At 48.4% G+C, this 20,727-nt stretch carries 2 protein-coding genes; both read left to right on the top strand.

Annotation, left to right across the window (positions count from 1 at the left end; translation table 11 throughout):
* A partial coding sequence (locus KSP24_RS24070) for a KS-MAT linker domain-containing protein (RefSeq protein WP_216976997.1) occupies nt 1-943 on the top strand: 943 nt, incomplete at its 5' end.
* Nucleotides 927-20,684: an SDR family NAD(P)-dependent oxidoreductase gene (locus KSP24_RS24065; protein WP_216976995.1), complete on the top strand. Its 19,758-nt coding sequence runs from the start codon at nt 927-929 to the stop codon at nt 20,682-20,684. The genes KSP24_RS24070 and KSP24_RS24065, both read left to right, overlap by 17 nt.
* The last annotated feature ends 43 nt before the right edge of the window (nt 20,685-20,727 follow it).

Below are 20,727 nucleotides of genomic sequence, written 5' to 3'. Positions count from 1 at the left end.
TGGAGAGACCCAGGAATACCCGAGGATGGCTGGGATTTCATCGTTTGGAGCAGGAGGCGCCAATGCCCATGTCATCATTGAAGAGTACGTTCCGGAAGAGAAGGCGCCCATCCGTGTGACAGCTCACAACCCCGTTATTATTGTGTTGTCGGCCAAAAATGAGGAACGACTGAAACAGCAGGTCGAGAGATTACTGTCCGTGATCGGGAAAGGAGAGGTCACAGAAAGCAATCTGGCTGATGCAGCCTACACGCTCCAGGTAGGACGTGAAGCGATGGAAGAACGCTTGGCGGTAATTGCTGAATCGATGCCAGCACTGGTGGAAAAGCTGGAAGGATTTCTAGAAGGCCACGATGGGATATCCGAGCTGTACCGAGGACAGGTCAAGCGAAATAAAGAGGCACTGTCCGCACTGCTAGAAGATGAAGATATGGAAAAAATGATCGCTGCTTGGATTGGAAAACGGAAATACGCGAAGATTGTAGATCTTTGGGTAAAGGGACTGGCGATGGATTGGAGCATGCTTTATGGAGATGTCAAGCCGCAGAGAATGAGTCTGCCAGCCTATCCTTTTGCAAAGGAGCGGTATTGGATCACGGATATTAAAACCAAGCAGGCTTCCATTGAATCTACCAAATCTGTACAGCCAACGAATATATTTATCGATCAAAAAGCATCTACGGTAGCGGCAAATATTTCGCAAATGAATGGAAAAGAAAGCGACGATCCAAATTCCGAAGCTATTCCTTCGTATATCCAGAATATTCAGAGCCACATTTCCACCAGTGTCAAAATGAAGAAGATGCCAGATATTTCTTATCTAGCGGCTGAATACGAAAGAATTCCTTCGACTATGGTCGACAACCAAGCTTACTCGGAACAGGATGGGGCGACGCGAGGGACTAATCGGATGAGGAGGCTTACAGATGAAGGAAATGAATGATGTCTTATGCAAATTGCTATGGGGGTATTTGCAGTTGATGGGATTATGCCCTTATGCACATATGAACAAGAAAGCTATGATTGATGATTTTAAAACTAAAACAGCATTGCTGAGTTTGTACGATCGCTGGCTTGAAGAAAGCATAGAGGTATTGGCACGGAATCATTATTTTTATCGTAAAGGAGACTCTTATAGCGTAACGGATACCGCTTCGGTTGATGTGCAGGCTGTATGGAAGGAATGGGAATTGAAGAAAAGTGAATGGCTGAAAAATCCGGATCTCTCGGCCTGGGTTGTACTCGTAGAATCAACATTGCGTAAGTTGCCGGAAATTTTGACCGGAAACATACCTGCCACCGACATTGTTTTTCCTCAGTCCTCCATGAAGCTGGTGGAAGGCATATATAAAAATAGCCCTGCAGCAGATTACTTTAATGAAGTGCTGGGGGATATTGTGGTTTCCTACTTGAATGAACGGCTTAAGCATGACCCGACAGGGGCGATTCGAATCATTGAAATTGGTGCAGGCACCGGAGGAACCAGCGCTATGCTCTTCCATAAGCTTCGACCTTATCAGGAACATATTCATGAATACTGCTATACCGATAAATCCAGAGCATTTTTATTGCATGCACAAAAAGAGTATGGCCCGCAAAATCCTTACCTGACTTATAAAATTTTTAATGTGGAAGAGTCGGCTGTGGGACAAGATATCGAAACGGGCGGTTATGATATTGCGATTGCCACCAATGTCCTGCACGCCACGAGGAACATTCGGCATACGTTAGGCAATGTCAAAGCAGCGCTGCGAAAAAACGGCCTGATTCTTATCAATGAAATTAGTGGAAACTCGCTGTTAAACCACTTAACCTTTGGCTTGTTGGAGGGATGGTGGCTTTATAATGACCCTGAACTGCGTATTCCGGGCTCCCCCGGTTTATACCCTGAACGTTGGCAGGAGGTATTGGAAAACGAGGGATTCCGGTCCGTCTTTTTCCCTGCTCAGGAAGCGCATGAAGTAGGCCAACAAATTATTGTGGCTGAAAGTGATGGTATGCTTCGGCATCAACAGGAGCTTGAACATGACAAGCTTCCATTGAAACAGCGTGACACAGGGATTCAACCAGCTACTGATGTAACCGATGAAATGGCTGAAGAGCATGTCAGGGAGCTTATTGTAGAGAAGTTGGCAGAGGCCTTGAATGTGGACTTTTCAATGATTGATGTCCATGAGTCATTCGCAGATTATGGCTTGGACTCTATTCTTGGCGTCAACTTTGTACAGGATGTCAATCAGGGACTGGGCATTCATTTGCAGACTACAGACATCTTTGATTACAGTTCGGTAAAACAACTGACGGTATACATTTTAAGCCAATTTGGCGATACCGTTTTACAGGCCTTGGGACACAATGCTGATTCAATAGAGGATAGAAAAGATGCAAGCCGTGAAATCCAAGCGATTGAGGATAAGGATAAAGATTATGTGTTTAATCCGGTTCAAACGGCACGTGCATCCATTGAGCCAGAGGGACCTAAACAGGAGAATAAAGGGAAGGATTTAGCGCAAAGAGAGCCGATTGCGATTATTGGAATGAGCGGGCGATTTGCCGGGTCTGACAATGTAGATGAGCTTTGGAATCACCTTAAGAATGGCGACGATTTAGTAAAAGAGGTGACTCGGTGGGATCTTTCGAAATATCAGGAAAAAAATGCGAGCTACTGCAATTATGGAAGCTTTTTGGAGGATATTGATAAGTTCGATCCGCTTTTTTTCAATATTTCCGGACTGGAAGCGACTTACATGGACCCACAACAGCGGTTGTTTCTCGAGGAAGCATGGCATGCTCTAGAGGATGCGGGCTATGCGGGTACAGGGATGGATGGACGTCGGTGCGGAGTTTATGTAGGCTGTGCCGAAGGAGACTACCAGCGATTGCTGGGTGAAGACCTGCCTCCGCAAGCACTATGGGGCCATATGGGTTCCGTGATTCCCGCCAGAATCTCCTACTACTTGAATCTTCACGGACCAGCTATAGCTGTAGATACAGCTTGTTCCAGTTCGTTAGTTGCTGCCCATCTTGCTTGCCAAAGCTTATGGTCTGGGGAAACGGATATGGCTTTAGCTGGCGGGGTGTATATTCATACTACCCCTCGCTGTTATTTATATGGTGACAGGGCAGGCATGTTATCTCACACAGGGCACTGTTATACCTTTGATGACAGGGCAGACGGAATGGTTCCGGGTGAAGCCGTTGGCGCGGTTGTGCTCAAACGGCTTGACGAAGCAGTTGCCGATGGTGACCACATCTATGGGGTGATTTTAGGTTCAGCGATTAATCAGGACGGCACCACGAATGGACTTACTGCACCAAGCCAGAAGTCTCAGGAGCGACTGGAGCAATATGTGTACGATACTTTTCATATTCATCCAGAGCAAATCCAATTGGTGGAAGCGCATGGGACAGGTACCAAATTGGGAGATCCGATTGAATATCAGGCATTGACGCGAACATTTAGAAAGTATACGGACAAGAAGGAATATTGCGCGATCGGGTCCATTAAAACGAATATCGGTCATACGCAAATTGCAGCAGGAATTACAGGAGTAATTAAGCTGTTATTGTCATTAAAACATGAGCAGATTCCGCCTTCACTTCATTTCCAATCAGGCAATTCCAATATTCAGTTTGCGGATAGCCCTTTTTATGTCAATACGCAACTGCAGAATTGGTTGATTGAGCCTGAAGCCAGACGTTGTGCTGCGGTTAGCTCCTTTGGTGCCAGTGGAACTAATGCCCACATGGTCATCGAAGAGGCTCCACATACAAAACGAAGACATTCCGAAAAGCCGGCTTATTTCATTCCGCTGTCCGCCCGGACTTCACAACAATTACGCCGCCAGGTGGAGCAACTGATTGCATATTGCGAACAGGAGCCTGAGGCAGACTGCGGTAACATGAGCTATACATTATTGCTTGGGAGAAAGCACTGCAATCATCGGCTTGCATGTGTTGCCCGCAATCAAGGTGAGCTTGTCATATCCCTTAAAAGGTGGCTGGAAAAAGGCAGTTCTCCTCAAGTTTATTATTCTGAACTACACGAAAAAGACCAACGCATTCAATCGTCCTTGAAAAGATATGGAAATGAATGTATCCAAAACTGTCAAAGTGCAGGTGATGCCCGCGAGTATTTGGAGTTTTTAACTACGATTGCGGATTTATATGTTCAGGGATATCCGTTAGACTTTGAGCGTTTGTTTTCAAATGAACAGTACTCCAGAATTCCGCTACCGACTTATCCTTTTGCAAAAGAGCGGTATTGGGCGCCTGGGAATGAAGCTCAAATGGCTAAGAGCATAGGTATAGAAAGTGAAATCGAATTAACGATTTCTAGAGCAGAGGAAAAGCCAGTGGCTACAGCTAGCCATACCCTGCTGCTGGAGCCAGTTTGGAAGGAGCAGAATGTACCGCCGGAGGTCGAAGCCCCTGCTTATGACCGCCGTATCATCTTGCTGTGCGAGTCGGACGAGACTTTGCCTGAACAGCTTGAAGCGAGAGTGAACGGAGCGGCGCAGGTCTTGGCCTTCTCGTCCGGGAAAAGCCGGGTGGATGAGCGGTTTCAGGCCTATGCAGTTCAGACCTTTGAGAGCATCCAAAGCATTCTCAAAGACAAGCCTTCGGGAAGGGTGCTGGTTCAGCTTGTCGTGACGGCGGCTGGAGAAGGGCAGCTCTTTTCGGGACTTTCGGGTCTGCTGAAGACCGCCCGGCTGGAAAATCCGAAACTCATCGGCCAATTGATCGAAGTGGAACAGGGAGAATCTGAGGAAAGCCTGGGGGCGAAGCTGGAGGAAAACAGCCGCAGTCCGGTGGATGGATGGATTCGCTATGAAGGCGGTCAACGGAAAACCGCTTGCTGGAGCAGGTTCGAGCCATCTCGGCCGGATGAGAAGTTGCCATGGAAAGACGGTGGCGTTTATCTTATTACCGGCGGCTTTGGCGGTCTGGGGCTGCTTGTTGCAGAAGAGCTGGTGCGGCATACCCGAGCAGCGACTGTGATCCTGACAGGCCGGTCGTCGCTGGATGGAAACAAGCAGACGAGGCTAAAGGAGCTGGAGTCCTTAGGGGCCAGAGTGGTGTATAAGCAGGGGGATATCACCGACAGGAACACGGTGACTGGCTTGCTGGAAAGCATCCAGGAGGAATTTGGGCGTGTCCACGGGATTATTCACTGTGCAGGGGTGATTCACGATAACTTCATTCTCAAGAAAAGCAGGGAAGAATTTATCGAGGTGCTTGGACCGAAGGTCCAAGGGCTAATCCATCTGGATGAGGCAAGCAGCGGTCAGGATCTGGACTTCTTCGTGCTCTTTTCCTCCATCTCGGGTAGCCTGGGCAATGCGGGACAGGCCGATTATGCCACCGCCAACGCCTTTATGGACGCGTATGCGGCATACCGAAATACCCTGGTGGAAGCCAAGCAACGACGGGGCCGGACGCTATCCATCCGCTGGCCGCTGTGGAAAGAGGGTGGGATGCGGATCGATGCGGACACGGAAAAGCTCATGAGACAGAACATGGGCGTTACGACCCTACAAACCGAGTCGGGCATTGAGGCGTTGTACCAATGCCTGTCCTCAAGCAAAGAGCAGGTGATGGTCCTAGAAGGAGAGCCTGAAAAAATCGAGACCTATCTGGCGAAATCCATTCCGCATATCAGTATCCGTGCGATACAGGCATCTGCGCCGAAGCTGGATGCGGCCTTACTTTACGATAAAACTTTGCATCATCTCAAGGCGCTGTTGGGAGAGGTGACCCGGCTGAGCGTTGGTAGCATCGAAGCTCATGAACCGCTAGAGCGCTATGGCATTGATTCCATTATGATTACCCAACTGAATGCCAAGCTGGCAGGATCTTTTGGCGAGCTGTCCAAGACGCTGTTTTATGAGTACCAGACCTTGCGTGCCCTGGCAGAACATTTAGTGGCGGAATACGCACCGGAGTGCATGCAGTGGGTCGGAATGAGTCCAGACATGCAGCTGGTGGAGGAAACGACTGCGGCAACCCGGTGTGCCGAAGAAGAAAGCGCGTCAGTTGCGGAACAAACGATTGCGGAAGAGGCGACAGCGAAGCTTACCCGAAGCTACGTGAAGCCGGTTCGAAGCTATGTGCAGTCTGGCGCAGAGGAAACACGTGAGCCGATCGCCATCATTGGTATGGCAGGCAAGTATCCAGGTTCGAAGGACATGAACGAATATTGGGAAAATCTCAAAGCAGGGAAGGATTGTATCGGCGAAATCCCGCAGGAACGCTGGTCGCTGGAAGGATTCTTTCAGCCTGATAAAGAGGAAGCAGCTGCGCATGGCAAAAGTTACAGCAAGTGGGGCGGTTTTATCGAAGGCTTTGCGGAATTCGATCCACTGTTTTTTAATATTGCACCGCGGGAAGCACTCAGTATGGACCCTCAGGAAAGGCTGTTCATTGAAGCCTGCTGGGAAGCGATGGAGGATGCAGGCTACACCAGAGAACAGCTTGCAGTAAGACATAACAGCCGGGTAGGTGTATTTGCGGGAATTACCAAAACAGGATTTGATCTGTACGGTCTTGATCTATGGAGAAAGGGAGCGCAAATATTCCCTCACACTTCCTTTAGCTCGGTAGCCAACCGAATTTCGTACCTGTTCAATTTGCAGGGACCAAGCATGCCGGTGGATACGATGTGTTCGTCTTCGTTGACCGCGATTCATGAAGCGTGTGAGCATCTATACCGCGGAGAATGCGAGCTGGCCATGGCAGGAGGAGTGAACCTGTATTTGCATCCGCTGAGCTATGTCGGACTTTGCGCGAACCAGATGCTGTCCATAGATGGACAGTGCAAGAGCTTCGGAAAGGGAGGCAACGGCTTTGTCCCAGGAGAAGGCGTGGGGGTCGTGCTATTGAAGCCGCTGTCCAAGGCGATAGCAGATGGAGACCCGATCCATGCGCTCATCCGGGGAACGAGCATCAACCATGGGGGCAAGACCAACGGGTATACAGTGCCTAACCCGACTGCTCAAGGGGAGTTGATCCGATCAGCACTGGAACGAGCCGGGGTACATGCCCGGACCATCAGCTATATTGAAGCTCACGGAACCGGTACAGAACTGGGAGATCCTATTGAAGTAACCGGTCTGACCCAGGCTTTCAGGAAGGATACGGCAGACAAAGGATTTTGCGCCATGGGCTCTGTGAAGTCCAACATCGGACATTTGGAGGCGGCAGCGGGCATCGCAGGGATTGGGAAAATTGTCCTGCAGATGAAAAACCGGACGCTGGTTCCCAGCCTGAACGCCCAGGAACTGAATCCGAACATTCCTTTTGAGCAGACGCCGTTTGTTGTCCAGCAGGAGCTAGAGGAATGGAAGCGGCCTGTGGTTGAACTCGATGGAGAGACCCAGGAATACCCGAGGATGGCTGGGATTTCATCGTTTGGAGCAGGAGGCGCCAATGCCCATGTCATCATTGAAGAGTACGTTCCGGAAGAGAAGGCACCCATCCGTGTGACAGCTCACAACCCCGTTATTATTGTGTTGTCGGCCAAAAATGAGGAACGACTGAAACAGCAGGTCGAGAGATTACTGTCCGTGATCGGGAAAGGAGAGGTCACAGAAAGCAATCTGGCTGATGCAGCCTACACGCTCCAGGTAGGACGTGAAGCGATGGAAGAACGCCTGGCGGTAATTGCCGAATCGATGCCAGTACTGGTGGAAAAGCTGGAAGGATTTCTAGAAGGCCACGAGGGGATATCCGAGCTGTACCGAGGACAGGTCAAGCGAAATAAAGAGGCACTGTCCGCACTGATAGAAGATGAAGATATGGAAAAAACGATCACTGCCTGGATCGGGAAACGGAAATATGCGAAGATTGTGGATCTTTGGGTGAAGGGACTGGCGATGGACTGGAGCATGCTTTATGGAGATGCCAAGCCGCAGAGAATAAGCTTGCCAGCCTATCCTTTTGCAAAGGAGCGGTATTGGATCACGGATATTACGATCCCATCTGTAGAAAGAATCCCTAGTGAATCTCAAGAAAAAGCAGTTCATGTTCAATCTCAAGTGATGGAGCCTGCACCTCCTGAAGCTTTAATGCTATCCGGTTTTTCCAGTAGTTCTGAAAAACCAAGCGGGATTTCCTTACGGAATTTGTCGGACAGTCAGCCGCAGCTTAGTAAGTCTGCCAACCAGCAGGGGTCTCCGATTATTTTAACTTCTCCGGAAGGGGTAATGCCTACATCAGAAAAGGACAAAAAGACGGAAGAACAGACGCCTGTGGCTCCTGCCCTATCCATATCGTCAGAAATATTGCAGGAGGAGCTGACAACAAGTCTGGCGCAAGCTTTATATATAGATCGGGATGAGATCGATGAGGATAAAAACTTTGTTGATCTTGGATTGGATTCCATTATAGGCGTAGAGTGGATTCGAAACATTAATAAACACTACCACACATCCATAACAGCGACAAAAGTCTACGATTATCCGACCATACGGGAGTTTAGCAAATTTTTAGAAAAGGAATTGGGCGATCGTGTGGCCGAATTAATCATGCCGTCTTCTGCTGCGTCTATTCCAGATCAGGCACCTGCGAAGCATTTACCGCCGCTCGTATCATTTGAAATGAATAAGCAGGCAGAGACTTCACTTCAGATCCATTTGATGCCGATATCGCCTGAAAAGCAGCCGCAATTCGGCACAACTCCGTCTGGTGTCTCTACAGGGGAATTACAGGAAGAACTGACGGCAAGCCTAGCTGAAGCCTTATACATGGAACAGAGCGAGATTGAGGCAGATAGAAACTTTATAGACATCGGATTGGATTCCATTATAGGCGTAGAATGGATTCGAAATATGAATAAGCGCTACGGCACATCCATTGCAGCTACCAAGGTCTACGATTATCCGACTATTCTGCAATTTACCGAGTTTTTGGCACAAGAAATCAATAAGCATGGGGGTAAGAAAAGCTTCGTTCAGCAGCCCTTGGACACAGTCACAGGCACGGACAAACCTATAGCAGAAGTCCATTTGCCGCGAACAGACCCGATCCAATGCTCTCCAGCGCAGTTGCCTAAAGCGGAAACGGTGCCATTGCGTCGGGTAAAAGCAGAAGAGGAATCAGTGTCAGCAACTTCGGAGAATCAAGATGCAATTGCAATTGTCGGGATTTCGGGAAGATATCCTGGTGCCGAAGATGTACAGCAATATTGGAAAAATCTCGCTCAAGGCCAAAACTCCATTGTTGAAATCCCGAAGAACCGCTGGGACGTAGACTCGTTGTATGATCCGCGTCCGGCACAAGAGGGGAAAGTAAATTGCAAGTGGCTGGGTGCCCTGGAGGATATAGAATATTTTGACCCGTTATTTTTTAATATATCTCCTACCGAGGCGGAAGGGATGGACCCGCAGCAGCGCATCTTTTTGCAAGAAGCCTATAAAGCCTTTGAGGATGCAGGTTATAGCGGCTCGCAGTTGGGAAATAAAAAATGCGGCGTTTATCTTGGCATTTTAAATAATGAGTATAGTATGATGCGCTACAAGAATGAAGCACAGTTCAGCAATACTACCGGGAATAGCAACGCTATTGCAGCGGCTCGTATTTCCTATTTTCTTAATCTGAAAGGACCTGCCATATCTGTGGATACGGCATGCTCCTCATCGCTGGTGGCTACTCACCTTGCTTGCCAGGCTTTATCAAATAAAGAGATTGAAATGGCGCTGGTCGGCGGTGTGTCCTTATACCTGACCCCAGAATCCTATATAGGTATGTCTGCATCGGGAATGTTATCACCAGATGGTCAGTGTAAGACATTTGACAACAGTGCCAACGGCTTTGTTCCAGGCGAAGGAGCAGGGGGGCTGGTTCTGAAGCGGCTAAAGGATGCGGAAGCTGACCGGGATCACATCTATGGGGTTATTATCGGAACTGGGATCAATCAGGATGGAAAAACCAACGGAATTACCGCGCCAAGCGCAAACAGCCAAATAGAGCTTGAGCAGGAGATATACAATAAGTATCAGATTGAACCCGAAAGTATTAGCTATGTTGAAATGCATGGGACAGGCACTAAGCTGGGCGATCCTATTGAATTGGAGGCTTTATCCACAGCTTTCAAAGAAAAAACAGATCAGAAGAAGTTCTGTGCCATAGGCTCGGTAAAGAGTAATATCGGGCATACTTCGGCAGCAGCAGGCGTAGCAAGCATACAAAAAGTGCTATTATGCATGAAGCATAAGAAACTGGTACCGACACTGAATTTCAAGAACCCGAATGAACATTTTGATTTTGATGATTCTCCATTTTATGTAAATACACAATTGAAGGACTGGGAACCTTCTCGCGGGAACAAAAGACGTGCCGCAGTGAGCTCTTTTGGTTTTAGCGGTACCAATGCCCATCTTATTATTGAAGAATATCGTCCTGAGGTTGGAAAATTACCAGCAGACGACGAACCGCATAGTCCCGTTCTTTTCGTATTGTCTGCCAAAAATGAGAAGCAATTAGTAACCTATGCCGAAAACATGAGAAACTTTATTGCATATCAGCCAAATCTTAATTTGGCTGATATGGGGTATACGCTACAGGTGAGCCGTGAGCCGCTGAACCATCGTCTGGCTTTTGTGGCAGATTCAAAAGAGAATCTGCTAAAAACGCTGGATGGATTGATTCATCATCAACTGCCAGCTGGAGTCCTGACGGCTCAGGTGAAAAAGGGCAAAGAAGGGATCGGGCTCTTTGAGGCAGATGAAGATGCCAAATCCTTGCTTGAAACCTGGATCAAGAAGAGAAAATTAGAAAAAATTGCGGAGCTGTGGGTACAGGGTCTAACGATGGATTGGAACAAGCTGTATGGGGACATCAAGCCTCGCCGGATTAGTCTACCCACCTATCCTTTTGCAAAAGAACGGTGCTGGGCGCCCGAGCTAGACAATAAGGCAGGCAAAGGCACGACTTCTGTCATTGCGGCTGCACTTCATCCTTTGCTGCACCAAAACACCTCCGATTTTTCGGAACAGCGGTTCAGCTCGACTTTTACAGGTCAGGAGTTTTTCCTGAAGGATCATGTAGTAAATGGTCGCAAGGTGCTGTCTGGGGCTGCATCCCTTGAAATGGCGCGGGCGGCAGTGGAGCAGTCACTAGGGACGGATGAGGGCCACCTGGTCGGAATGTGCCTTAAAAATGTGGTTTGGGCACGGCCTATTACCCTAGAGGATGGCCCAATACAGTTGCATATCGGGCTTTTCCAGAATGAAGATCAAGAGATTTCATATGAGATTTATGGAAATAACGGAGCCGGTGATACAGAGCTTATGATATATAGCTACGGCAATGCGGTACGGAGATCGGCGGTGGAGGTTCCTGCATTGAATATAAAAGATTTGCAGGATACATGCAGCAGAAGCTTTTATCCGACAGCATTGTATGGCGTTTTCAGAGATTTGGGGATTGATTACGGTCCCGGGCATCAGGGGATTGAGATGGTATATGCGGGAGAAGGTCAGGTGCTGGCGAAGCTATCATTGCCCTCCTCAGTCTCTGACACTCAAAGCCAATTTGTCTTGCATCCAAGCATGATCGATTCCGCTTTGCAGGCATCCATAGGCTTGACGCTGGGCTCTGGCGAGACTAAGCCCGCTCTGCCGTATGCCATTCAGGAAGTTGAAATTATAAAAAATTGCAGCTCCACCATGTGGGCGCTGATTCGATACAGTGCAGACGGTAAAGCGGGAGATAAGGCACAGAAACTAGATATTGACCTGAGCGACGAAACCGGAGAGATCTGCGTGAGAATAAAGGGTTATTCATCAAGAATTTTGGATATAGAGTCTATTTCCATAGACGCGCAGTCCAATTCCGGTACCTTGATGCTTGAACCTGTGTGGAAAGAGCAGGGAGTTACCATAGAGGGTGATTTACCTGTGTATGATCGCCATGTCGTGATCCTTTGCCAGCCGTCCGGGATTTCCTGTGAACAAGTAGAAGCTCAAATAAGCGGCGCACAATGTATATTATTGAAACCTGATCAAAACAGAATCGGGGAACAGTTCCAGCGTTACGCCGTTCAGGTACTTGAGCTGATGCAAAGAATTTTTAGCGAAAAAAACCATGGCAAGGTGTTAATCCAGATTGTCACTAACGACCAGGAGGAGCAGCAGCTTGTATCAGGGCTCTCGGGTCTTTTAAAAACCTCCAGAATAGAACATCCAAAACTGGTGGGACAGTTGATAGAACTTGAACAGGATGAGGCCCCGAGTGCAATCATAGATATTTTAAAAGAAAACAGCTGGAGTCCTGAAGACATCCAGATCCGGTATGGGAAAGGCAAACGGTGGATTTACAGTTGGAACGAGGTTCCGTTTTCTCCGGAAATGGCAGACATCCCGTGGAAGGAGAACGGAGTATACCTCATTACCGGTGGTGTTGGTGGCTTGGGACTTATTTTTGCCAAAGAGATTGTAAATAAAGTTCATAATGTTGCGTTGATTTTAACGGGGCGTTCCGCGCTGGATGAGGGCAAGCGGGCAGAGATAAAGAAATTGGAGTCATTAGGAGCACGAATAGCATATAAGCAGGCCGATGTGTCCCAGGAGCAGGCGGTGGCTGATTTAATTCGGGAAATTGAGGCAGAATTCGGAAGCTTGAATGGCATCATTCACAGTGCAGGGGTAATTCGTGACAACCGTATACTCAAAAAAAATAGCAGGGAAATGCTGGAGGTTCTCGCTCCCAAAGTATTAGGGGTAGTGAACTTGGATCAGGCGAGCAAGAACCTGCCTCTTGACTTCTTCATTCTGTTTTCGTCGGTAGCCGGAGGACTGGGCAATCAGGGACAGGCGGACTATTCTACCGCTAATGCCTTTATGGATGCTTACGCCAGATACCGGAACGCTTTGACAGGATCGCAACAGCGCCAGGGCCAAACGATATCTATCAATTGGCCACTATGGAAAGAAGGCGGGATGCATATTGATGAGGAGACGGAGAAGCTGGTAAAACAGCACACAGGCATGGGCAGTATTTCAACTTCTTCCGGCATTCAGGCCTTGTACCGTGCCATGCTTACGGGTGCTGATCAGGTTATGGTGATGGAAGGCAATCTCGAAAAAATGAAAAGAACAGTAGGTTTAATAGCAATTCCGGAAACCAGACAGCTTGAAAAGGTAGCGGGTGCTTCAGCAACTATTTCAGCAATTTCTACTGAAAGTAATGCCGCACCGGACCTGCTGGACAAGGTGCAGATCGCCATGATGCAGGCGGTATCGAAATTGCTGAAAGTCAAACTTGAAGATATTGATGCCTATGTCGAACTGAGTGAGTATGGCTTTGATTCCATCTTGCTCACGCAATTTGCCAACAACATCAATCACTTGTACCGACTTGAGCTGACACCTGCCGTATTCTTTGAATACACTACACTTCATGACTTCTGCAGGTATTTAGTGGACGAATATGCTACCTTGCTTGGTGAGCAGTTTGTCGTCCAGATCCGGACTGAGCCTGCTGTGCAGAATGAAGAGGAGGATAAGGAAGACTGCATCCGCAGTAGACGCCAGCGTTTTCGATTTGCAAACAATAATGTGCTAGCTATGCCGCAACAGACCCAGGCGGGTTCTGAACCTATTGCAATTGTAGGCATAAGCGGTGTCTTTCCCATGGCCCGGGATGTAGATGAGTTTTGGAAAAATCTTGAGGAAGGCAGGGATTGTATCACTGAAATACCTGAGGATCGCTGGGATTGGAAGGCATATTACGGTGACCCTGCGGATGAGAGCAATAAAACAAACATCAAGTGGGGCGGGTTTATTGACGGGATATATGAGTTTGACCCTTTATTTTTTGGAATTTCACCGAGGGAAGCCGCACTCATGGACCCGCAGCAGCGCCTATTGATGACTTATATTTGGAAGGCGATTGAAGATGCTGGGATTCAGGCAGCAGGGCTATCTGGAACCCGTACAGGCATCTTTACAGGAACCGCAAATAGCGGCTATAGCGGAATGATCTATCAGGGAAATGTGGGTGTCGAGGCATACTCCTCCAGTGGAATGGCGCCGTCGGTGGGACCCAATCGTATGAGCTATTTCCTTAATATTCATGGTCCGAGCGAGCCTGTCGAAACAGCTTGCTCCAGTTCACTGGTGGCCATTCACCGGGCAGTAAAGGCTATAGAAGATGGAAGCTGCGAAATGGCAATTGCAGGTGGTGTCAATGTAATTATCACACCTGAGCTTCATATCAGCTTCAATAAAGCAGGGATGCTGTGTGAGGATGGCCGATGCAAAACCTTCTCTGATCAAGCCAACGGTTACGTGCGCGGTGAAGGGGCGGGCATGCTTTTCCTGAAAAAGCTGAAGGATGCAGAAAAGGCTGGAGACCATATTTACGGCATAATTCGGGGCACAGCCGTTAATCACGGAGGCCGGGCGAATTCTCTGACAGCCCCCAATCCGAGGGCACAGGCGGATTTGCTGGTAAATGCATATACAAAGGCCGGTATCGACCCAAGGACAGTCTCTTACATTGAGGCCCATGGAACAGGCACCGAATTAGGCGATCCAATTGAAATTAACGGATTGAAAGCAGCCTTTAAAGAGCTTTATGAGACTATAAAGGGACCCGGGATCAATGAACCCCATTGTGGCTTAGGTTCAGTGAAGACCAATATCGGACATCTGGAATTGGCTGCTGGGATCGCCGGTGTCATCAAAGTGCTGCTTCAGTTGAAGCATAAAAAACTTGTTAAAAGCCTTTATTGCGATGCAATGAATCCCTATATCAAACTTGAAGACAGTCCATTCTATATCGTTCAGGAGACGAGGGAATGGAAGCAGCAGCAAGATGCTTCTGGGAAAAATATTCCTCGGAGAGCGGGGGTCAGCTCTTTTGGATTCGGCGGTGTCAATGCCCATTTGATCATCGAGGAGTATGTTTCGGAAAATCAGAAGAAAGAGCCGGTTACCTTCGCTACCCAAAAGCCAGCTATTGTTGTGCTGTCAGCCAAGACTGAAGCACAGCTGCAAGATCAGGCACGGCAATTGCGGGCTGCAATCCGGGTGCGCCAGTTCACAGACAGCAGTCTGGGAGATATAGCGTATACCCTGCAGGCGGGACGCGAAGCGATGGAAGAACGTTTGGCCTTCACTGTAGTTTCTCTCTCCGAGCTTGAGGAGAAGCTAAAGGGATTTGTGGAAGGCCGAGAAGGTATCCATAGCTTATATGTTGGGCAGGCAAAACGCTATAGAGAAGAAAATAGAGACCGGGAAACACAAAAGGGTGCGGCCGAGACGATTGAGGCGTTAGTTAGTGAAAGCGACTATGCCCAAATCGCACGCCTTTGGGTAAAAGGCGCGGTTTTTGACTGGGACGTGCTGTACGGAAAGAATAAGCCGAACCGTATTAGCCTGCCTACCTATCCTTTTGCCAGGGAACGTTATTGCATAATCGATACCAATAACCTGAGCGGAGCAAACAATGTTGGGCCGAAGCAGGAGACGTCAGCGATCATTCATCCTTTGCTTCAGCAAAATACGTCCGATATTTATGGACTTCAGTTCAGCTCCACATTTACGGGAAGAGAATTTTTCCTCACTGATCATGTGATCAAGGGACAGAAGCTTTTGCCTGGAGTGGCCTACCTTGAAATGGCGCGAGCGGCAGTAGAGGAAGTCGCTACATCTCCGGAAGAAAGTCGGATTTGTGTTCGTCTAAAAGATGTATTATGGCTCCGGCCTGTGGTAGCTGAGGAGCGGCCGATTGCTATAAATATCGGGCTTTATCCGCAAGATGGCGGAGAAATTGCCTATGAAATCTACAGCAAGTCTGAATCAGTGGACACGGAGCTAGTTGTGCATAGCGAAGGCAGCGTAGCGATTGTTCCGTTGGCCGAGATTCCTGTCATAGATATTGAAGCCTTGCTGGAGCAGTGCAATCTAGGTACCTATTCATCCCAGCAGTGTTATGAGGCGTTTGCAGCGATGCAGGTTTCCTATGGGCCGGGATATCAAGGAATTGAAAAGATATATACCGGCGTGGGTCAGGCACTTGCCAAGTTGTCCTTGCCTTCTTCTGTTTACCAGACCATGGGACAGTTTGTGATGCACCCTAGCTTGATGGATTCCGCTTTGCAGGCGTCCATAGGCCTGATTATGGGCACAGGCGGAGACCTCATGTCTGACGGTAAAGCTTCTATAAAGCCAGCTTTACCATTTGCATTGGAAGAGCTTGAGGTGTTTAGCGGCTCCACATCAGAGATGTGGGCTTGGGTCCGTTATCGTGAAGGCAGCAGACAGGATGGTCCAGTGCAAAAGCTCGATATTGATTTGTGCGATGTGCAGGGGAATGTTTGTGTAAGCATGAAGGGCTTCTCATCACGAATTGCAGAAGGAGGAACTAGGGGATCAGGGGAATCAGATGAATTGACGATACCTGAGACTTTGATGCTTGAGCCTGTATGGGAAGAACAAGCGCCTGCCCCGAGAGGAACAGCACCTAATTATCAGCAGCATCTGGTAATTCTATGTGAACCAGCACCTATTTCCGGGGAAATGATTGAATCACAAATGAACGGGGTGCATTGTCTCATCTTGCAATCCGAAGAGGAAAGCATGGATGCACGGTTTAGAACTTATGCAGCTCAGGTGTTTGAGCAAATTCAACATGTGCTTAAAACCCACTCCAAACACAAAACATTGATTCAGCTTGTCATTCCGGTACAGGATCACAGGCAGGTATACTCGGGACTTTACGGACTCTTACAAACAGCGCGGCTTGAGAATCCCGGACTGGTGGGCCAACTGATCGAAGTGGATGTGGAGGAAGCTGCAGCAGGTATTATAAATATCCTGCAAGAAAATAGCCGCAACTCCATGGATACACATATCCGCTATCAGTGGGGCAGACGATATGCAGCCGCATGGACGGAAATCCAATCCTCGTGGGAAGCGGGCCGTATTCCGTGGAAGGACTCAGGGGTATATTTGATTACCGGAGGAACAGGTAGTCTTGGTTTGATTCTGGCTGAAGAAATGGCACGACAGACCAAAGATGCCCTTTTAATTCTCGTTGGACGATCTGTGCTTCGCGGTCACACCAAAGCAAGGATTGAGGAAATAGAGGCTCTAGGAGCAAGAGTCGTATTTCGACAGGCCGATGTCGCCGATAAAAGAGCGGTTGAGGATTTGATCCGGGATATTCAGGAAGAGTTTGGGAAGCTGGACGGAATTGTTCACGGCGCCGGGGTGACCAGCGATAATTTCATTATAAAAAAAACAGGGGAGGAATTGCAGAAAGTATTGGCGCCAAAAGTTACAGGATTGATGAATTTGGATCAGGCCTGCAAGGATCTTCCGCTGGACTTTTTTGTCCTGTATTCATCTGTTGCCGGCAGCCTTGGGAATATAGGACAGGCTGACTATGCTGCTGCCAATGCCTTTATGGATGCCTATGCCAGATATCGCAATACGCTTGTAGAACAGAAGCAACGTCAGGGGCAGACGCTTTCTATCAACTGGCCGCTGTGGAAAGAAGGCGGAATGCGTATTGATAGAGAAACGGAACAAATCATGGAGGAAATGGGGATGTTTGCTATGGAGACCGATACAGGAATGAGGGCTTTGTACCAAAGTCTGGCTTCCGGAAAAGATCAAGTCATGGTATTGGAAGGGCGTGCCAATCAGCTCAGAGAAACGCTCTTGCAGCAGCCATCCCTGAATCAGGCTGAAGATGCCTCCTCTATGATTATGGAGAGCAGAAAGGAGTCAGGAATCGGACAAGATTTTCTTGCCGAAAAAGCGGCAAATTATTTAAAGCAACTGCTTGCTGCATCGATCAGACTGCCGGCAAGGCAAATTGAAGTCGATGCCCCTATGGAGAAGTATGGAATTGACTCTATTATGATCAGACAGCTGACACGTGAACTGGAGAAAACATTCGGAACACTACCCAAAACGTTGTTTTTTGAATACCAAAGTATCCGGGAGCTGACCCAATATTTTCTTGAAGTTCACCAGAAGCAGCTGATTCAACTGCTTGGAATGGAGGAAGAGGTTAACGCCGTCCAAGCGTTTACGTCTTCTACTGTGAAGGATAGCCCAGGAAGGCCACTTTCCAGTAGCCGAAGAGAAGCTCGTGAAATGCCGGCTCAGACACAATTACTGGATCAGAAAAAATTCCAACCGCAGCCGGAAACAGTAGGCGGTACGGGGGATATTGCCATTATCGGCTTGTCGGGCATGTATCCTGAGGCGGAGAATGTTGGGGAATTCTGGAACAATCTGCGCAATGGAAAGGACTGCATTACGGAAATTCCCAAAGAGCGTTGGGATCACAGCATACACTTTGACGAGGAAGCGGACAAATCCGGGAAAGCTTACAGCAAGTGGGGAGGCTTTATCAAAGGCGTGGATCAATTTGATCCGAAGTTTTTCAACATCTCTCCTAGAGAAGCAGAAATCATCGATCCACAGGAGCGCTTGTTCCTAAAATGCGTCTATGAAACGATCGAGGATGCAGGCTATACACGAGAAGGGCTTGGTTTGGAAAGGAATGTAGGCGTTTTTGTCGGAGTTATGTATGAAGAATACCAGCTTTATGGGGCGCAGGAGCAGGCTAGAGGCAAAATGATTGCCGTACCAGGGAATCCGGCCTCCATTGCAAACCGAGTTTCTTATTTCTGTAATTTCCACGGGCCAAGCATGGCCGTGGATACGATGTGCTCATCCTCATTGACGACCATTCATCTAGCCTGCCAGAGCTTACAGCAAGATGAGTGTGAGCTTGCCATTGCTGGCGGTGTCAATGTCTCCATTCATCCGAACAAATACCTGATGCTTGGGCAGGGAAGATTCGTATCAAGCAAGGGTCGGTGCGAAAGCTTCGGAGAAGGCGGAGATGGGTATGTGCCGGGTGAAGGCGTAGGGGCCGTATTGCTCAAACCGCTGACCAAAGCAATTGCAGACGGCGATCACATATACGGGGTCATCAAGGGAACCGCTGTGAATCACGGCGGGAAGACCAATGGCTTTTCAGTTCCGAACCCCAAGGCGCAGGCCAGTGTGATTGGGAGGGTATTTAAGAAAGCCGGAATAAACCCCAGAACAATCAGTTACATTGAAGCACACGGCACGGGGACATCTTTAGGTGATCCTATTGAAATCGCTGGATTGCAAAAGGTTTTCCGGGAATATACGGAAGACACGCAGTTCTGCGCCATTGGATCGGCAAAATCTAATATAGGGCATTGTGAGAGTGCGGCAGGGATTGCTGGAGTGACTAAGGTGCTCCTTCAGCTCAAATACGGACAAATCGCACCTTCGCTGCATTCAAACATACTCAACCCGAACATCGACTTTCGCAATAGCCCTTTTATAGTTCAGCAGGAGCTTGAAGAGTGGAAAAGACCGATCGTCACTATAAATGGAAAGACCGTTGAATACCCGAGAATTGCAGGTATTTCTTCTTTCGGCGCCGGAGGCTCCAACGCACATGTGCTTATTGAGGAATACATCCCTAAGGTGCAGGAGACTAGACAAGCTGCCGTGATATTGCAAAACCCGGCCATGGTCGTGCTGTCGGCCAAAAATCAAGAGCGTTTGTACGAGCAGGTACAAAGATTGCTTTCTGCACTCAGAGCACCGGAATACGCAGAAGCCAGTTTGGAGGATATAGCATTTACCCTTCAGGTAGGACGGGAAGCTATGGAAGAACGGTTAGCAGTCTTAGCTAAGTCTACGAGGGAGCTTGAAGGAAAGCTGGAGGGCTTCCTGGCGGGGAATGAGGATATCGACGGACTCTATTCGGGTCAGGTAAAGAAAAATAAAGATATTCTGACTGTTCTTGAAGCAGACGAGGACATGGAACAGTTGGTGGATATCTGGATAAGCAAGGGCAAGTATACAAAGCTGGCAGAGCTTTGGGTTCAGGGCTTGTTATTCGATTGGAACAGGCTTTATGGAAAGGCCAGACCTCGTCGGATAAGTCTGCCAACCTATCCATTTGCTCAGGAGAGCTATTGGATCTCTACGTTCGGAAGCCAGTCCAAGGAGACCAAGATGGAACCTCTTGAAGTTGATATCCCGGCACAAAAGCCTGTTTTCAGTCCTCCTGCTGTCGATGATAATGTGCAGGTACAGACATTGGCAAAAGTACCTGAAAAACCGCAGGGTATTTTGCTGCGCTCAGTTTCTGACATCGAGAAGGTAGCCGATACACCGAAAAAGGCAGCCAAGCCCGCAGAAGTGAAGCCGGCTCCGCCGCAACCTAAACCTATCATTTCCTCACCGCAACTGGCTGTCAAGGATGAGGTCAAGCGATCTGCTAATGGGCCTGCGGCTATACGGGTTGATGCCTTGGAGAAGGAACTAATTGAAAGTCTTGCAAAATCCTTGAGTATGGACGAAAAGGACATCGGCCGGGACGATAAATTTATCGACATGGGACTGGATTCTATTATAGGCGTAGAGTGGGTACAGGACGTGAACAAACGGTTTGGAACTTCTATTTCAGCAACCAGAGTGTATGACTATCCTAACATTAAAGAATTTTCCAGATATTTAGCAAAGGAATTAAGCAAATCGGCGGAAGCCTCAAATCAAGTGCCAGTAGAGTCAACTTCTACGCAGCCCATGCAAGCGTTGATCCAGAAGGTGCTGCAAGGTGAATTAAATGTTGAGCAGGCCGATCAGTTGTTCAAGCAGTTACACTCGTAAATTGCCGACACGATATTAGTCCTATTTCATACAGCTAGGAGGG

The organism is Paenibacillus sp. AK121, from assembly GCF_019042715.1.
Lineage (GTDB): Bacteria > Bacillota > Bacilli > Paenibacillales > Paenibacillaceae > Paenibacillus > Paenibacillus polymyxa_C.
Note: the sequence above shows the minus strand (reverse complement) of the source record. Positions and strands in the feature narration are given on the sequence as shown.

Coding starts and splice junctions, on each gene's coding strand:
- KSP24_RS24065 (WP_216976995.1), top strand. CDS start 927: ATGAAGGAAATGAATGATGTCTTATGCAAATTGCTATGGGGGTATTTG.